The organism is Ureibacillus sinduriensis BLB-1 = JCM 15800 (assembly GCF_000772955.1).
In the GTDB taxonomy this organism is placed as follows: Bacteria; Bacillota; Bacilli; order Bacillales_A; family Planococcaceae; genus Ureibacillus; species Ureibacillus sinduriensis.
The window spans coordinates 573537-589740 of the sequence record NZ_JPVO01000055.1 but is presented as its reverse complement, the minus strand read 5'-3'; the positions used below and the strand labels follow the sequence as shown (position 1 = coordinate 589740).

Annotated in this window: 11 protein-coding genes and 1 other RNA gene; 4 read left to right on the top strand and 8 right to left on the bottom strand. The window is 39.1% G+C overall.

All coding sequences use genetic code 11. The features are described from left to right. Positions 1-153: 153 nt before the first annotated feature. The 4 genes from CD33_RS18715 to CD33_RS18700 form a co-directional block, all read right to left on the bottom strand. Positions 154-1365 carry an NAD(P)-dependent malic enzyme gene (locus tag CD33_RS18715; RefSeq protein WP_036203759.1) on the bottom strand — a complete coding sequence of 404 codons (1212 nt, stop codon included), beginning with the start codon at positions 1363-1365 and terminating at the stop codon, positions 154-156. Positions 1366-1769: 404 nt separating this feature from the next. After that, positions 1770-2669: a stalk domain-containing protein gene (locus CD33_RS18710; RefSeq protein WP_036203756.1), complete on the bottom strand. Its 900-nt coding sequence runs from the start codon at positions 2667-2669 to the stop codon at positions 1770-1772. Positions 2670-2844: 175 nt separating this feature from the next. Then, positions 2845-3651, bottom strand: a complete 807-nt coding sequence (locus tag CD33_RS18705; protein ID WP_036203753.1) for a sulfurtransferase — start codon at positions 3649-3651, stop codon at positions 2845-2847. Beyond that, on the bottom strand, positions 3652-7275 hold the full coding sequence (locus CD33_RS18700; RefSeq protein WP_036203750.1) for a dynamin family protein: 3624 nt from the start codon (positions 7273-7275) through the stop codon (positions 3652-3654). It lies immediately after the preceding gene. A 427-nt stretch (positions 7276-7702) separates the two neighbouring features. Here CD33_RS18700 and CD33_RS18695 point away from each other — a divergent pair, with 427 nt between their 5' ends. The 4 genes from CD33_RS18695 to CD33_RS18685 all read left to right on the top strand — a co-directional run bounded on the left by CD33_RS18695 (position 7703) and on the right by CD33_RS18685 (position 10916). Beyond that, entirely contained in the window at positions 7703-8158 is a 456-nt protein-coding gene (locus tag CD33_RS18695) for a chemotaxis protein CheX (protein ID WP_036204206.1), read from the top strand. Positions 8159-8569: 411 nt separating this feature from the next. Continuing rightward, the gene (locus CD33_RS20780; protein WP_258517060.1) at positions 8570-8692 is read left to right on the top strand and encodes a hypothetical protein; all 123 of its coding nucleotides are present in this window, start codon (positions 8570-8572) and stop codon (positions 8690-8692) included. A gap of 33 nt (positions 8693-8725) precedes the next feature. Beyond that, positions 8726-9220: a cytochrome c oxidase subunit II gene (locus CD33_RS18690; protein ID WP_036203746.1), complete on the top strand. Its 495-nt coding sequence runs from the start codon at positions 8726-8728 to the stop codon at positions 9218-9220. Beyond that, on the top strand, positions 9204-10916 hold the full coding sequence (locus CD33_RS18685; protein ID WP_084591434.1) for a b(o/a)3-type cytochrome-c oxidase subunit 1: 1713 nt from the start codon (positions 9204-9206) through the stop codon (positions 10914-10916). Before CD33_RS18690 ends, CD33_RS18685 begins: the two co-directional genes overlap by 17 nt. 224 nt (positions 10917-11140) lie before the next feature. On the opposite strand, the gene CD33_RS18680 is transcribed toward CD33_RS18685, so the two are convergent. The 4 genes from CD33_RS18680 to gpsB form a co-directional block, all read right to left on the bottom strand. Continuing rightward, entirely contained in the window at positions 11141-13045 is a 1905-nt protein-coding gene (locus tag CD33_RS18680; RefSeq protein ID WP_036203743.1) for an ATP-dependent DNA helicase, read from the bottom strand. A 240-nt stretch (positions 13046-13285) separates the two neighbouring features. Continuing rightward, complete coding sequence (locus CD33_RS18675; protein WP_036203740.1) at positions 13286-14425, bottom strand: THUMP domain-containing class I SAM-dependent RNA methyltransferase; 1140 nt, start codon at positions 14423-14425, stop codon at positions 13286-13288. A 933-nt stretch (positions 14426-15358) separates the two neighbouring features. Further along, an RNA gene (gene rnpB, locus CD33_RS20025) (RNase P RNA component class B) lies at positions 15359-15737 on the bottom strand. Between the two features lie 116 nt (positions 15738-15853). Then, positions 15854-16153 (bottom strand): cell division regulator GpsB, encoded by a 300-nt coding sequence (gpsB, locus tag CD33_RS18670; protein WP_036203738.1) that lies wholly within the window; start codon positions 16151-16153, stop codon positions 15854-15856. Positions 16154-16204 lie beyond the last annotated feature (51 nt).

Sequence of the window (16204 nt, the reverse complement as noted above, 5' to 3'; positions counted from 1 at the left end):
TGTCTCGTCTTGCTAGAGACACCTCCTTTCTACCTTTTTGCGCTCCAAAGCTAATACATACCCATTGTATTGCTTGCTACTAAACTATCCAATTAGGCGAATAAATCCACAACAGCCTAACGATCGAATTTCATTGCAAGTCACCTTCTCACATTACGAGATGACAACGCCATCTTCAAGCACCTCGGGGAATAATTCAGATACACCAGATTGAATGGCTGCCTCCCCTACCGCTTTTGCTACTGCCAATGCCACCCTTTCATCCATCGCTTTTGGAATAATGTATTCTTCCGAAAGTTCTTCGTCAGCCACGAGAGATGCAATTGCTTCCACTGCTGCCAGTTTCATTTCTTCATTAATATCTGTAGCCCTTACTTCTAATGCGCCCTTAAAGATACCTGGGAAAGCCAATACATTATTCACCTGGTTCGGATAGTCGGATCGGCCCGTCCCAATAATCCGCACCCCCCAGCTTTTTGCATTCTCATAAGTGATTTCGGGATTCGGATTGGCAAGTGCAAACACAATTGGATTGTCATTCATCGATTGAATATGGTTTTGTGTAAGTAAGTTTGCAACAGACACCCCTATGAACACGTCCGCCCCTACTAGCGCTGCATCCAGGCTCCCTGATAAGTTGCTTGGGTTTGTCAAATGTGCAATACTCTCTTTGATTGGATTCATTCCATTTGGTCTGCCACTATAGATGATGCCAGTCGAATCACAGACGACAATATTTTTATAGCCTTGATGGAGCAATATACGAAGAATCGCAATCCCGGCTGCTCCAGCGCCATTTATGACAATCTTTAAATCTTCCTTATTTTTTTTCACGATTTTTAAAGCGTTTTTCAAGCCCGCGCCTACAACAATAGCTGTTCCGTGTTGATCGTCATGAAACACAGGAATATTGCACTCTTTTCGTAATCGCTCTTCAATCTCGAAGCAACGTGGTGCAGAAATATCTTCTAAATTGATGGCTCCGAATGTTGGAGCGATGAGCTTAACTGTTCGTACGATTTCATCCACATCTTTTGTGTCCAGACAAATCGGAACCGCATCTACATCACTAAATCGTTTTAATAATAAAGCCTTTCCCTCCATTACAGGGAGTGCGGCTTCCGGCCCGATATCACCTAAGCCCAGTACTGCCGTCCCATCTGTTACAACCGCAACTAAATTGCCCTTAATGGTATAGTCGTATACGAGTGAACGATTTTTCTCAATCTCAAGACAAGGTGCGGCAACTCCTGGCGAATAAGCCAAACTCAAATCATATGAGTCTACTACCGGGACTTTCGAGTTAATTTCCAGTTTCCCCTTATACTGTTCATGCATTTCAATCGATTTTTTCATTAAATCCATTTTACACACCCCGTTTGTTTTATTTTTAAAACTATTATATTTTCGTATCATAGCGCTTCAATGCATTAAAGTCAATATAGAAAACGCGCTTAAAGTAGCTAATAACGCGCAAAAACGAGGTGTATTTTGTATTTGAGTTATATAATAACAAGCTAATTGCGAGATGAAATTTGAAAATTTTATTATATCAACAAAATATATGAAAACGTTTTTATTATTCAATTGCTTATTGATTAATAGTTTCGATTTGTGAAGAAAAACACGTATTGTTTTACAGAGCGTAATATGAAACATTTCACAAAGTCTCTTGCTCATTTATTCACAAAAGCATTATTTTTTCACAAATTTTTCAAAAAAAAAAAAACTACATACCCGTTTAAAAGTATGTAGCATTTAGGAATGATTTAGTTTATCTCGGTTAATTCAATTAGCTGCTCCAACAATTCATACGGGACATAAGTTTTGCCTGTTTCCAGTAATGCCGGTTCTACTTCGAAATAACGGAGTGCTTTATTGTAGCCGTAATGCTTTACACCCAACGTAATGGTGAAAGACATATTGCCTTTAGAAATGACGGTTACCTTTCCATTTGATTCAACTTTGTAACCCAACTGTTCTGCCACTCTTCTGAGCGGTACCATTGTGACGCCATCGACTTCGTAAGAATCCTTGTTCGCGATATCAATTGCCTTATCTATTGTGGATTTCTCCTTCTCCAAAACTACTACCTTATTTGGCCCTGTTTGCGCTGGGTAACTCTCCAACACAATTTCATAAAATATTAGAACATCTTTATCTACCATCGCATCCTTGGATACTTTTTTTCCTGATAAATTATGGATTTTCGTTTCGTCTGTTACATGAATAACTAAGTCGCCTTTTTCATTCAAAAGTTGCTTGTTGAATCTCTGCAGCTCCACAGTGCCCGGATTTTTTGATTGTACAATGATGACATCAGGCGAGTACCTTGGAGGATAAATCATAATCATTGGCTTTCGGGCATCTACAAAAGCCATAAATTCAAGCCCTTTAGCAAGTTCTACCTTATTTCCGGCATTATCCAGAACCAAAGTCTGGTTATCGAAATAAAAGCCGAACTCCTCCTTATCTGTTTTAACTGTTGCATAGTAATTCCCTTTTGATTCTTGTTGGATCGAAACAATTTCTCCTGTCACTTTAATAAAATGATCTTGTTGTTTTTCTTCTACTACCGAATCTTCGCTACGCTCAGCAAATACAGCCGGCTGAAGAAATACACTGCTCATCAGGGCTGAAGCCATGAGTATGGATGCATATTTTTTCATTTTCTCTCTCCTTGTATTTTCTATTCGAAATATTAGTCGATTTGCTTCTGTAAAAGTTACAGATTGATTCATTATTTTCGGACTATCTGCACATTCAGCTATTAAAAATTGTAAAATGCCTTCCGAACATAAAAAAGAAACGTATAAATTTTACATTATACGTTTCAAGAATAAGTTATTTATTTTCCCCGGTCTCTACTTCATATTGTGTAATCCAGTCGCTATAGCTTCCAACATAAAGCTTCAAATTTTCATATCCTGAATGGGCCAGGATGGCGTATAGAGGGGAAGCTGTAACACCCGAACCGCAATATACGACAATTTCTTCGTCACGGCCAAATTTTTCGATCAGTTGGTCATTCACATAAAGCTCCGACCTCTGTTTTAACTGTTCCCAATCAAAGTTTTTCGCCGTTGGTATATGTCCAGCCACTTTATCCAAAGGCTCGGACTCCCCGCGGTACCTTTCTTCTGAACGGGCATCCAATAATACGGCCTTGCGGACCCCATCAACAACTCTTTTCACATCTGCCCGATTTGAGTAGATAGCTTCATTCCATTGTATCGCCAGTTTTGTCGGTCCAAAATACGCCTCCTCAGATGTTACGGTATGGCCAGCTTCTCTTAATGCCTCAAAACCGCCATTCACAATATAGACATTTGGGAAATTCGCATATTTTAGCATCCACCACGCACGGGCAGCAAATGGTGAAGCACCTTGATCATAAATATAAATCAAATCACCCTGCTTCAAGCCTGATCGTTCGAATAATTGTTGCAGCTGATTTTTTGAAGGCATTGCATGGCGGCCTTCATTCTTTGCCATATCAGACAAATCCCGCTCCAAGTCCCAATAAAGGGCGCCTTCAATATGCCCATCTTCAAATGCCTGTTGTCCCCATAAACGATCCTGTAAATGAAAGCGTGTATCAATATATCGGCCAGGCCTTACTTCATGAGCAGAAACGAAAACTTTTCCCATTTACCTTACCTCCGATTTTTGTAAATCTTGATAGATCGATTTCCACATATCCAGACGATTTACCTCTTCAAGAAGCATTTTTTCGGTTTCAATCTGCTTTAATGCCTGTTTAAGTAAATAGTTATTTAAATTTAACGATTCTTGTTCAATAAGATTATTTGCCCAATCGGTAATCTTTTCTTTTTCTAAATCGACATAATGTTGTGCATCCGGTCTAGTTAATTCTTCCAAGGCCATTTTGAGATTCTCTTTTTCATTTTTCTCAAAGAATGATTTGGTGTTTTTAAAATATGATTTCACGGAAGCATATTTCTTTTCATCCTCAAATGGTCCTTTAAAGTCCAACAAATTCGGTTCTTCTGGCTCAATTGTAATGAAAGAGAAACTTGGGTTTAATTCTTTGAGTGAACGTACTTCCTCTTTAAAACGTTCGATGATTTTCTTTTGAATAAACTGTGCTAAACGGAAATTTGTCACACGTAACTCTTGCGCAAAGTCAAATCGAAGCGCACTAACCGTTTCCTTCAATGCCTGTTCTAGAGCTGATTGAATTGGCTTGGAGGAGAAAGTGGACGGGTTATAGCTTTCCCTAAAGAAATCAGGATAACGATAGTAGACGCGCTGCATTACATAGTAAAGCAGTTCATCCAATTCCTGCTTCATATCACTCTTTAGCATGTTGACCGTTGGATCGCCATACGTTTTCTTGACATACTGTTCCAATTCAGTGAGCTCTTTTAGCCGTTCATCTTTTCGTTTTAAATTCTCTTCTGTTTGAGAAATTAAGTCTGCCAACCGTGATTGTGTTTTCTCGACTTCTTCATGCAAAGCCTGTATTGCAATTGCGGCTAATTCTTCATTTAAGAAATGATGGAAGGATTGCTCAAATGGAGCCATACCCGAATTGAGAGAACCACCTTCAACTTTTTCACGAAGCGCAAGCAAACTTGAAACACCGAATAATTTCGGGAAACGGATTCCGAAACGTTGCAATTCGGATTTCACATAGTTTTTAACATCTTCTTCTTCATCCGGTGTTGAAGCTAAGTCAATGGCGTTTACAATGAAGAACATTTTATCCAGTTCGAAAGCATCCTTCACACGCCCTAATTGAATCAAGAATTCCCGATCTGCCTTGGCAAAAGCATGATTATAATAAGTGATAAAAAGAATTGCATCGGCATTCCGGATATAATCGAAAGCAACCCCGGTATGGCGGGCATTGATCGAGTCGGCCCCCGGTGTATCTACAAGTGTCACACCCATTCTTGTAATCGGGCTATCATAGTAAAAGTCAATGTTGTCTACAAAACATGAACGGTTCTCTTCCGCCACAAAGCGCTCGAACTCGGCACGCTCCACACGTAGAGTTTGCCCAAGGCTCGGTTCATAGGTTTTAAATCCTTGGCTGAAAGCACGAATAAAGGATTTATGGACATTTAATCGCTCGTCTTTCAGCTGTACAGACAGCCCCTCTTCCGTACGCTCAAATGCTTCTTGTAAAGATTGAATTGTAATTCCGATCTCCGCATAGGAATCCTTAATATCTTCCAATAACTGATCCGCTGTCTTTAAATGCACATCTGCAGTTTCATGTAGATGATCTTTCGTCACAGGCCGGATTTTATTAATGGCAGCAGTAGTCGGGTTAGGCGATACTGGCAGCACCTTGGAGCCCATCAAAGCATTGGAAAAACTTGATTTTCCAGCACTAAATGCTCCAAATAGTGCAATTGTAAAATCTTTTTGCTGCAGACGTTCTACTTTTTTCTCCAAGAATTGGGCTACTTCCTCGAATCCATCCACTTTCTTAACTGCATTTGCGGTACGGATAGCCGCCTCAATAACTTCCTCGCCTTTTTGCGAGTCAGTTGCCGATTGCCGCAGTTCTGTGGAAGCCACTTCAACTTCGTTCTCCTTTTTTACTAACATCGAAGAATCAAAAGGACGAATTTCTTTAAGAGCTTGCTCGTAATCATCATGCCATTTTTGGAACTGCCGTTTTGCTCCTGAACGAGTATCCTTTGTCGCTGCAACAATTTCTTTTTCAGCCATTGCTTTAAATTGATTTAATTGCTCGATGGATTGGATTGCATCCACTTTTTCTTTCAGCACTTTTATCTTTGCCTGGACGGGAGAAGATAAATTTTGTGAAGCTTCTTTCAGAACTTCCTGTTGTTGGTCTTTCCATTCATCCGTTGCTTCGATGAAATACCGCTTCGTACTTTCCGCCACACGATTTGCAAAATTTAACAAAGCATCTCCAGTAGCTATTGAACCTTGTTTAATTTGACCTTCGATTGTCGAAAAAGGTACATCAAACTGGAGTGCATCAATCTGTGCAGCTCTTTCATCCGTCAAAACCCCTACTTCTTTCAAGGATTGCTTCATCAGACTTTTTAGATGCCCGATAATTTGAGATTGCAAAATGACTTTATATTGCTCATATACTTCTTCAATACGGCGCTTTTTCTCTTCCTCTGTTTTCTTTTTAGCTGAGAATAGTCCGCCAACTTTAAAGCCTTCTTGCGTACTTTCAAGGTAGGCACGCAATTTTTCCCGGAAATCCGCCGGAATAATGGCAGCATTATCTAATAGCTCTTTCCGTCGATCCTTAAATGTATCATTCCACGTTTCACTGGAGAACAGCTCAGTTTGAAGCTTTAGTTTCTCATATTGCTCTATTAAATCGTGGCGATTTTCCCATTCATCCGTACTTAATACATTTTCATAATCTGCTAGTAAAGTTTGTTTTTCTTCTTCTAAATAATCAAGATGTTCATTGTGCAGTTTGCGTAGTGTATTTTCAGCTGTTGATACCAGCTGTTCCTGCCAATCGTTCATCGAATCCATGACGATTTTCTTTACTGTATCAAAGTCGTTATGAGGGTGGTCAAATTCCCTTAAGGAAGTGAAAAAGATTCCTTTCGGCTCAACTCCCCATGCGGCAAAGGATTGCTTTACAGATAGTTTAAATTCCTCAAAAGAAAGTTCATTATCCTTGTGCTTATCAATCTGGTTTACAATCAAATAGACATTCTGATTATATTTCATTAATTGCTTGGTGAATTGGAAGTTTAATTCAGATTGTACATGGTTGTAATCCATTGTATAAAAAACCATGTCCGCTATATGTAGCGCGGATTCAGTTGACATGGCATGCGCATCGTCTGTAGAGTCGACTCCAGGTGTATCCATTACCGTTACACCCAATGGAAGCGAAGATGTGCTATGCCCAATTTCAATCTGGGATACAAGCTCCCCATTTTTGCTTAATTCCTTCACCGTTTTAAAATCATATCCTGCTTCAAATTTAACAGGTTTTTCATGGTGCATATAAACGATTGCATAATCCTCTTCCGACTTATGCACTTTAACGATATTGGCACTTGTGGGAATTGGACTTGCAGCCAGGATATCTTCACCGGAGAGTGCATTAATCATGCTCGACTTCCCTGCCGAGAAATGACCTGCAAATCCGATCACATATTCTTTTTGCAATAATTTTCTAGCGAATAAATGTAGCTTATCCAGACGTTCTTGATCTTCATTGTTTTGGTAGATTATGTATTGTATCGAAGATTGTTGCAGTAAATCTTCTATTTTTCCTTCAAAAGAATTCATGCAAATAAATACCCCTTTGCCTCATTAATGTCACAATTATATACTATTATGATTAAATAATAAAATCGAAGAAAAAGAAAGAATGAAAGGGAAAGTTTTTATATTTTATAAGGGAAGATTTTTTGAAAGAACATCTTTCATGGAAGATTGGAAGCAGAAAAGGAATGTTGTTTTCAAAATTTTGTCGTTCTCTTCACTAAATACGCACCCATGCAAACATAAATGACAATCGTTATACCAATAAATAGATAAATCATTTTACTCCCCCTAAGATAATGAGAATCATTTTCATATATTATAATACAGGTTCAAGATAGCAACAAGCGTGATTGAAGAGGGTAAAATGGTACAGATTGCCATTATTTTACATGTACTAATGTACTATATACGTGGTAATATGGAAAAAAGTCGAAAAAGGGGTGATTATATGAATAATTCACAACATATACAAACGATACTAAACGGATCAATCCACTCATTAAAAAGCATTCTTCCAATGGAAATGGATATCCAATCCCCTTCCATTTTAACAGAACCGTTCGTTCAACAGGAAATGGGCGTTTTAATTGGATTGATTGGGGACATCAAAGGAAGGATTATAATAGATAGTACAGCATCCTCCTTTAGTGCCATTGGCGCAAAAATGTTCGGCATGCCTCTTGAAGGAGAGATGTTGGAATCCTTTACTGGAGAGTTAGGAAATATGTTTGCCGGCAACTTATGTACGCATGTAGGTCAACAGGCATTGAGTGTAGACATTACTCCCCCAACAGTGATGGTTGGTAATACAAAGCTTTTCGGATTTGAAAGAGCTTTCAAACTTCCGGCAGTTATCGAAGAAGTCGGGACCCTTACAATTCTATTTACGATAGATGAAGAATAATCACCTATACATAATCCCATATATTTCAAAAGTAGAATGGCTTATCGATTTATCCCAGTAACGCGCTAACGCATTGATTAGCGTGTTTTTTTGTGTTTTTCAAACTTCGCTGACATGATTATTTTTTGTTTGGAGCTTTTTTCTCTCGAGGGCTATACTTTAATTCATTCTATGTTGGCACCATAGTTAACTTAAGGAGCCAGCATTATTTCCAGGCATCCCCTTTGTCATTTCTTCTTTTTCACAATCCATAACTTTATCATTTAGAAAACACAGCAAATTTATACCTTCACATTAAATTCACATTTTAGCGTAGGATGTGTGATTTTTATCACATCATCAACGTTTCAATTTATATATGATTTGTCTTGTAAATAACTTCATATTTTTCTTCACTTAGGAGGGAGAACCATGGCAAACAAAAAAACATCTGACAATAATTTGAAAGGAACGCTTCTTGCGACTTTTGGCATCGGAATAATAATCATTGTCATTTGGGCTATTTGCTTCAACTTATTCATCGAGCGTTTTTAATTAAACCGAGATATTTACTTGGAGGTAAGATACATGCACATACACAAGTATGAGAAATGGTGGTTGATATTTGGTACCACTACACTCATTTCATTTCTAATAATCATTGGCGTGAGCGCCTTTCATGCGGGTGCACACCCAAATAATTCAAAATGGACAATTGACTATGAGAAAGTGGATGAGATATCACCATTTGACAATCCAGGTGTCCATAAAGTGGAAGGTAAGGATTGGGAGTATGAAGTCGTATTGGTTGCTTCTGCATTCAGCTACAATCCACCGGAAATCAAAATTCCCGTTGGTTCAAAAGTACGGTTCATAGCTACAACCAAAGACGTTATTCATGGCTTCGAGGTTGCTGGGACAAATATTAATATGATGCTGGAACCCGGATATGTTTCCGAACTCGTTACAACGGTAGATAAAGTCGGTGAATTTACGATCGTTTGTAATGAATATTGCGGTGTCGGACACGCGATGATGTATTCTACGTTAAAGGTGGTGGAAGATGATGATAACAGCAAATAAAGAAGTTGGTAAAAAAACGTTATTGCCAAAAGGAAACTCGCATGAAACAAAAGGTAACTTAATCAAAGTCGATTCTAAAGATGCAAAATTGGCATTAGCACACATTTATGTTGCGTTCACCGCTCTTTTGATCGGTGGTCTCGCCGGTCTATTGCAAGTATTTGTACGCTCTGGCGCCTTCGAATTGCCCTTCGGCATCGGATATTACCAAGTTTTAACAGTGCACGGTGTATTACTGGGACTTATCCTTACTACTTATTTCATTATGGGCTTCCAAATAGCCGCAGTGAGCCGTACAGCAGGTGCCCTTTCAAGTACCCAACGCAAATTGGGGTGGATCGGGTTCTGGCTTATGACAATCGGTACAATTGCCGCAGCTTCAATGGTGCTATTGAACGAGGCTTCCGTACTTTATACATTTTACGCCCCGCTCCAAGCACATTGGATCTTCTATGCCGGTCTTGCTCTTGTAGTTGTCGGCTCCTGGATTGAAGGTATTGCTCAAATTATGCGTTATGCACAATGGCGCAAGCAAAACAAAGGACTCACTTCACCACTTCTGGCCTTCATGGCTGTAGTGAATAACCTGATGTGGTTTGTTGCTTCATTAGGGGTTGCAATCGAAGTATTATTCCAATTGCTTCCCTGGTCATTAGGCTTGGTTGACCGTATTGATGTGTTGTTATCCCGTACATTGTTTTGGTATTTTGGTCACGCACTTGTATACTTCTGGTTATTGCCTGCCTATATGATATGGTACGTAGTCGTTCCTAAAGTAATTGGGGGCAAGCTTTTCTCTGATTCATTGGCCAGACTTTCATTTATGCTATTCCTGTTATTCTCAATACCTGTCGGTGTTCACCACCAACTAACTGAACCGGGTATTGATGGATTTTGGAAATTCCTTCAAGTAGTACTAACTTTCTTTGTCATTGTTCCGTCTCTTATGACTGCCTTCTCCATGTTTGCGACTTTTGAATTGCGCGGACGTGAACTAGGTGGCAAAGGTATTGTAGGCTGGTTCAAACAATTACCTTGGAAAGATAGTCGTTTCCTCGTACCGTTCATCGGTATGGTGGCATTCATTCCGGGCGGAGCTGGTGGGATTGTCAACGCTTCCTATCAGATGAATCAATTAATTCATAATACGATTTGGGTTACTGGTCACTTCCATTTAACAATTGCTACTGCCGTCGTTTTGACTTATTTTGGTGCCGCATTCTGGTTAATCCCTCATATAACTGGCCGAACACTGACCGGGAGAATGAACAGCCTTGCAAATATAGCAGGTATTCTATGGGGAGTTGGTATGTTCATTATGTCTGGTGCTATGCATGTCGCAGGATTGCTTGGTGCACCCCGTCGCTCGGAATACTCTACCTACGGAGGGTCTGAGCAAGCTGCTGAATGGATTTCCTACCAGTTGGCACAAGCAATTGGCGGCACTATTTTATTCATTTCCATTTTGTTCATTATCGGTATAGTCATTAACCTTTTATGGTTCGCCCCAAAAGGGGAGGAAGAGTTCCCAGTCGCAGAAGCAACCGAGGGCAGCGGTAAAACACCGGCAATCCTGGAGAACTTTAAAGTTTGGGGAGTCATCTTGGTTGCTTTAATTTTGATTGCTTATACTTTCCCGATTTTTGAGATACTTGATAATTCGCCTGCTGGTTCTAAGGGCTTTAAATTATGGTAATTTAGGGAAAAATTGAAGCCTCTCCCTTTTTTCGCGGGAGCGGCTTTTTTACTCGGAAGCTCATGTTCTTCTTGAACGCTTTGGGATAAGGTTTGATTGGAATAGAGGCATCCTTAATAGCCAGTCGTTCATCTTCGCCCTTTAAAGATCTACTTTAGCGCAATTTCCGATAAACTACTAAAAATAAAAAGCAAAAGTCCAAAAGTGAACTTTTGCTTCAAATTTTATACTGGCTGAACTGGCAATATATTAACAAACTCAGATTTATATTGAATCTCGTTTTCATTTAGGAAGATATGAATATCCCCATAATCATTGGAAGTTCGAATGAGTCTTCCAATACCTTGTTGAAGTCTTAACTGCATAAATGGCAACTCAACTTCTTCAAATGGATTTTCAGAAAATGCTCTTTTTGCATCAAATAAAGGATCCTGTGGAGGGAACGGTAAATCATAAATGATGACACGCGTTAACGCTTCTTCCGGTAAATCTAATCCTTCCCATAAATGATACGAACATAGAGTTTTCACATTGCCTTCCTGGAAATCACGTACAATCGCAGATAACTCACGATCCCCTTCAAAGGCCATTGTTAGTTTGGACATCATGGATAATTTGGATTTAAATTGAAGCATGGATTGCTTGGATTTAAATAAGATTAACGTCTGTTGCTGCCCTTCATTTAACAACTTCTCTGCAGCTGCAGTTTTTTCATCTCGCTTCAATTCATGCAGGTGCACCTTCATCACTTCTTCGTAATCAAAAGGCGATGGCACACTGAATGATTGATATTTTTTAATTCCTAAACTATAAGCAATATAAGAGAAATCTTTGCCTACGGATAAAGTAGCCGATGAGAAGACAATTGGTATCTTTTTAGAGAATAGTTTTTCTTCCAACACGTCGGTAATCAACCGAGGCATAATAACCAATGTTTCTTCGCCATCTGTTTCCTCAAGCCAATCAACTGCATCGCCTTGAGCAATAAATATGCGGATTGCAGCTTGATATTGTTCCAAAAATTCTTCAGCCATATTTAATTCATATTCCGGTATCATATATAATTCAGATTCAAAAACAAACTCTTCCAACAAACCCTCGACATCGACAATCAACTGTTTCCCGATGGCAAGAAGACGTTCAGATTTTTTGATCGTTTTTCTGTCTTCCTCTGAAGGGACGACATCATCACGTAGTTGGTCAAAGAACAGTTCATGGTGGTCCTGTAATGTTTCCATTGCATACAATGTTTTTTCACGGACACCATCAACCATCAAGCGTTCCAATAAATTAACAATCGTATAGCTTTGGACCTTTACCGTCATTGCATTTTGCGCTGCGTATTCAAGTAAATGCCCTTCATCCAGGACGATCATGGATACTTCAGGGAGCAAAGGCAACTGCCCTTCCCGCTCGCGGGATTCTTTAGTTGCCAAATGCTCCATCAAAAAATCTTGCGAACAAATGATCAAGTCATTGGAACTGCGATAGTGGGATCGGTGCAGTGTTTGGCCACAACGGTTACGCATATCACAAACCGAGCATTGCATGATGGCATTGTAATTCACACTTTGCCAATCTTCATCACTTATAGCTGAATAATCGCTTCGAGCACCATATGGACTGACTGTGAGCATCGATCCTTGGGCATAGACACCATCAGGGATGGACATCGCAATATCGTCGATCCATTCCTCGGTCACTACCTTTTCGGTTTCTTCAAAGCGTTTCAAACATAAATATTGGTTTCTTGATTTTGCTAAACGAACATCAATCGTTAAGCCAAGATGTTCCGTCAATTTATAAATATCGCCGCCCTCTTTGACGAGCTGATCGATTAACGTTTCATCTGCACATGCAATAAGTGCTGGACGGCCTGTATAACGGGCATATGAAATGGCCGGCAAGAGATAGGCAATTGTCTTTCCGGTTCCTACACCTGCTTCAGCAAATAAAACATTTTTTTCTTTTAAAGCCTGTTCAATTTGATAGGCCATAAAGATTTGTTCGTCGCGGCATTCAAACCCCTTTTCAGGGAGTTCATCGTATAAAACATCCCCCATCCAATCGCCAAGTGAATCAAAAAAGGAACGATCTTTCGAAAGTTCAAACGGTAAAGACTGTCTCATTCTTTTAATCTCCTTCATGAAAAGCGGAAGGTGCTTGCGTTGCCTCACAACACAGCCCGAGGAATAGATGGAAGGACATTTTTGTCCTTGCAGTAGATTCCAAGGGGTTTTGGAGAAGCTAGCACCTGTAGCTAGACACTGTTTCGTAATGTTTACTTTCATATCATATTAGTGTATTTGTCTTATGTGGAAAAGACACTGAAACGGAAGGAGAAATCCTCCTTCCGTTATAATTTGTAATTAATCTTCACGTTTTGACTTTTGACCCCAATATTGGTAAAGGTCTGTACGAATGAAGCCATTAAATAATTTACGCTTCTTCGTCGCCTTTTTGCCATATAATTCCTCAAAATTTTCCATGGAAGAAAGCATATAAACAGACCATGTAGGATAGTCTTTCATAACTTGTCCAAAGTCACTAATAACTTTTTCGATTGCTTCTTTCTCACCGATACGTTCCCCATAAGGAGGGTTCGAAATAATTACACCATCTGTTAGTCTAGTAGTAAAGTCTATCGCTTGCATCTGCTTGAATATAATCATATCGCCAAATCCTGCTTCCAGAGCATTCTCCTGGGCAATTGATACCATTCGATGATCGATATCCGAACCGATGATCTCGAGAGCTTGATCATAATTGGCTAAGTCATCTGCTTCATTTCGGGCATCATCCCAAATTTTCGCCTTCATCCAGGACCATTCTTCTGAGATAAATTCCCGGTTGTAGCCAGGTGCGATGTTTTGTCCAATCATTGCTGCTTCCAGCGCGATAGTCCCTGATCCGCAAAATACATCTGCAAATGGTCGATTTGGGCTCCATTTAGAAACTTTCACAAGTGCAGCTGCTAATGTTTCCTTTAATGGAGCTTCCCCTTGCACTTGTCTATATCCACGCTTATGTAGACCGGCACCAGAAGTATCAATTGTTAAAGTAGCCACATCTTTTAAAATTGAAACCTCGATTTTATATGTTGCACCAGATTCATCCAAAAAACCTAGTCGTTTGTAATGAAACTTCATGCGCTCAACAATTGCTTTTTTAACGATGGCCTGACAATCGGGAACACTATATAATTTAGATTTCACCGATTTTCCGGATACAGGGAATGCGGCATCTACCGGTAGGAATTTTTCCCATTCAATTGCCTTTGTACTTTCGAAGAGCTGGTCAAAAGTGTGTGCAGGAAATTCTGCTACGACTATTTTAACGCGATCTGCCACTCGGAGCCACAGATTGCATCTGGCAATGGCTGTTTCATCACCTTCAAAATAAACTTTCCCGTTATCAACACGTGTTTCATATCCTAAATCCTGCACTTCCTGTGCTACAATTGATTCTAGGCCCATTGCAGCTGTTGCTACTAATTGAAATTTTGTCATAATACAATTTCTCCTTGATATTCATATTCCAAGAATGAAGGGATTCGTTTATTCCCCCGACGGAATTAATTTACTAAAAATAATAAAAGTGAACAAACTCACTCATTTTGCTTGAGTTTCCGAGATGCGTAAAGCGCCCTACTCCATCAGAGGCCAGTAAACTTTTAAAGTTTTTTTAATGATTGCCCTATATTGCTTGCTTATCTCCCAATTTCACATAATGTTTCATAGAGCCTTTTAAAATCCATCGGAAAACGGATTAAGTAACATAGATGAATAGCCTCTTTTTCGAAAATGATAGTTGAGTTGCACTTTTCCTAAACTTGCTTACTGACTCCTTAATGCATGAAACAAATGCTACATTCCGCTAATCTCACAATTGATTTTAATTGGAAATACAATACAAAACCCCGTTTATATATAGCTTCCTAATCTATTAGAACAAGGCATTGGAATCTGTATTTGTTCATCAGATCAAATGAAAAGCTACTTTTACCCAGCTATCCCCTTGCTTGAAAGATTTTCTGTTGTATTCCCATCATGCGGATAAATAGTGATTCCTATACTTGTAGAGAAGAAAATTTTACTTGCTTCAATGGTTTGATCTTTCTTGAACAAATTCCGCTTCTTTCACAAAAGAGGTAATTTCCCTATTTATTTGGACATTCAGTTGAGAGACACCATTTTCGCACGCCGACAAATGCATTATCCAAGTGAATATCTGATCAGATAAGCTTAACCTACATATACATCTTTTCGCTAAAAGAAAAGCTCTCCAATTTAAATGGAGAGCCTCTTATGTGACAATTATAAACTCTATTCGAATTTACCTTCTTTACTTGTATGCTGTCAAATATGGATCCACTTAAAAATAGGATGTTAAACCTTTATTAAGATTGATTCATATATAAGAATAGAATTAAATCATAGAAATTCATAAGCCATGTTTTGTTCCCGGGTACTCAAACGGCTAATTGCCTCGTACGTATCGGGTAGTAATCATCTATCTACGGGAATTAACCCGTCCCTCCATCTGTTTAATTCCTTCAGGAGAGTGCCCCTACCATAATTTGGGTTTCTCACTCGCGGGGTTTACCTCGTTCCACCTTTATAGTTTCCTATAAAGCTCCGTCACTGTGGCACTTTCAGGAAGTGTCAACCATATCGAAAACGACTTAGGTTTTCCTTCCGCCGTCAAGGCACTGCCTTGCCTTACCTTATTTTTTCAGTAAGCACGAACACTACGGTCATCTCAGATCCGTGTGAGCATGGACTTTCCTCTACAATAAAATTGCAGCGATTACTTGAATTTGACTATGATAAATATTACTATACTAAAAAATCTTCGAAATGACAACAATTTATTAACGTTCGGCAAAAATTCATCATAATTATGGACCAAATATGATTACTTATTTAAATGATATGCTATTCGAATAACTTGCTTCCAAATACATGTTTTTCTAAATTAGAAAGACGTTTTAAAATATCAAAGTTAGTATTTCCTGCAGCTGGAGGGGAAACCTGTGGCCGTCTTGCTGTATTGTTTTCTAGTTCTTCTTTTAATTGCTTATTTTCAGCTCGTAATTCTTCGACAATTTTTTCAAATGTATCATAGTCTTCCATTATTTGATCTAAAAATTGGTCAACTTGGTCTACACTGTAGCCTTTCATCGCCTTTTTAAATTCTTTTTCCAAAATGATTTTTGAATTTAATTTAATTTCCATTCACATCGCCCTTCCATCCCATACGGTACATATTTCAATTATATCATATGA

Excerpts from the sequence above, each read along its gene's own strand:
- CD33_RS18685 (WP_084591434.1), top strand. The coding sequence starts at position 9,204 with ATGATAACAGCAAATAAAGAAGTTGGTAAAAAAACGTTATTGCCAAAA.
- CD33_RS18700 (WP_036203750.1), bottom strand. The coding sequence starts at position 7,275 with ATGAATTCTTTTGAAGGAAAAATAGAAGATTTACTGCAACAATCTTCG.
- CD33_RS20780 (WP_258517060.1), top strand. The coding sequence starts at position 8,570 with ATGGCAAACAAAAAAACATCTGACAATAATTTGAAAGGAACGCTTCTT.
- CD33_RS18715 (WP_036203759.1), bottom strand. The coding sequence starts at position 1,365 with ATGGATTTAATGAAAAAATCGATTGAAATGCATGAACAGTATAAGGGG.
- CD33_RS18695 (WP_036204206.1), top strand. The coding sequence starts at position 7,703 with ATGAATAATTCACAACATATACAAACGATACTAAACGGATCAATCCAC.
- CD33_RS18705 (WP_036203753.1), bottom strand. The coding sequence starts at position 3,651 with ATGGGAAAAGTTTTCGTTTCTGCTCATGAAGTAAGGCCTGGCCGATAT.
- CD33_RS18675 (WP_036203740.1), bottom strand. The coding sequence starts at position 14,425 with ATGACAAAATTTCAATTAGTAGCAACAGCTGCAATGGGCCTAGAATCA.
- CD33_RS18710 (WP_036203756.1), bottom strand. The coding sequence starts at position 2,669 with ATGAAAAAATATGCATCCATACTCATGGCTTCAGCCCTGATGAGCAGT.
- gpsB (WP_036203738.1), bottom strand. The coding sequence starts at position 16,153 with ATGGAAATTAAATTAAATTCAAAAATCATTTTGGAAAAAGAATTTAAA.
- CD33_RS18680 (WP_036203743.1), bottom strand. The coding sequence starts at position 13,045 with ATGAGACAGTCTTTACCGTTTGAACTTTCGAAAGATCGTTCCTTTTTT.
- CD33_RS18690 (WP_036203746.1), top strand. The coding sequence starts at position 8,726 with ATGCACATACACAAGTATGAGAAATGGTGGTTGATATTTGGTACCACT.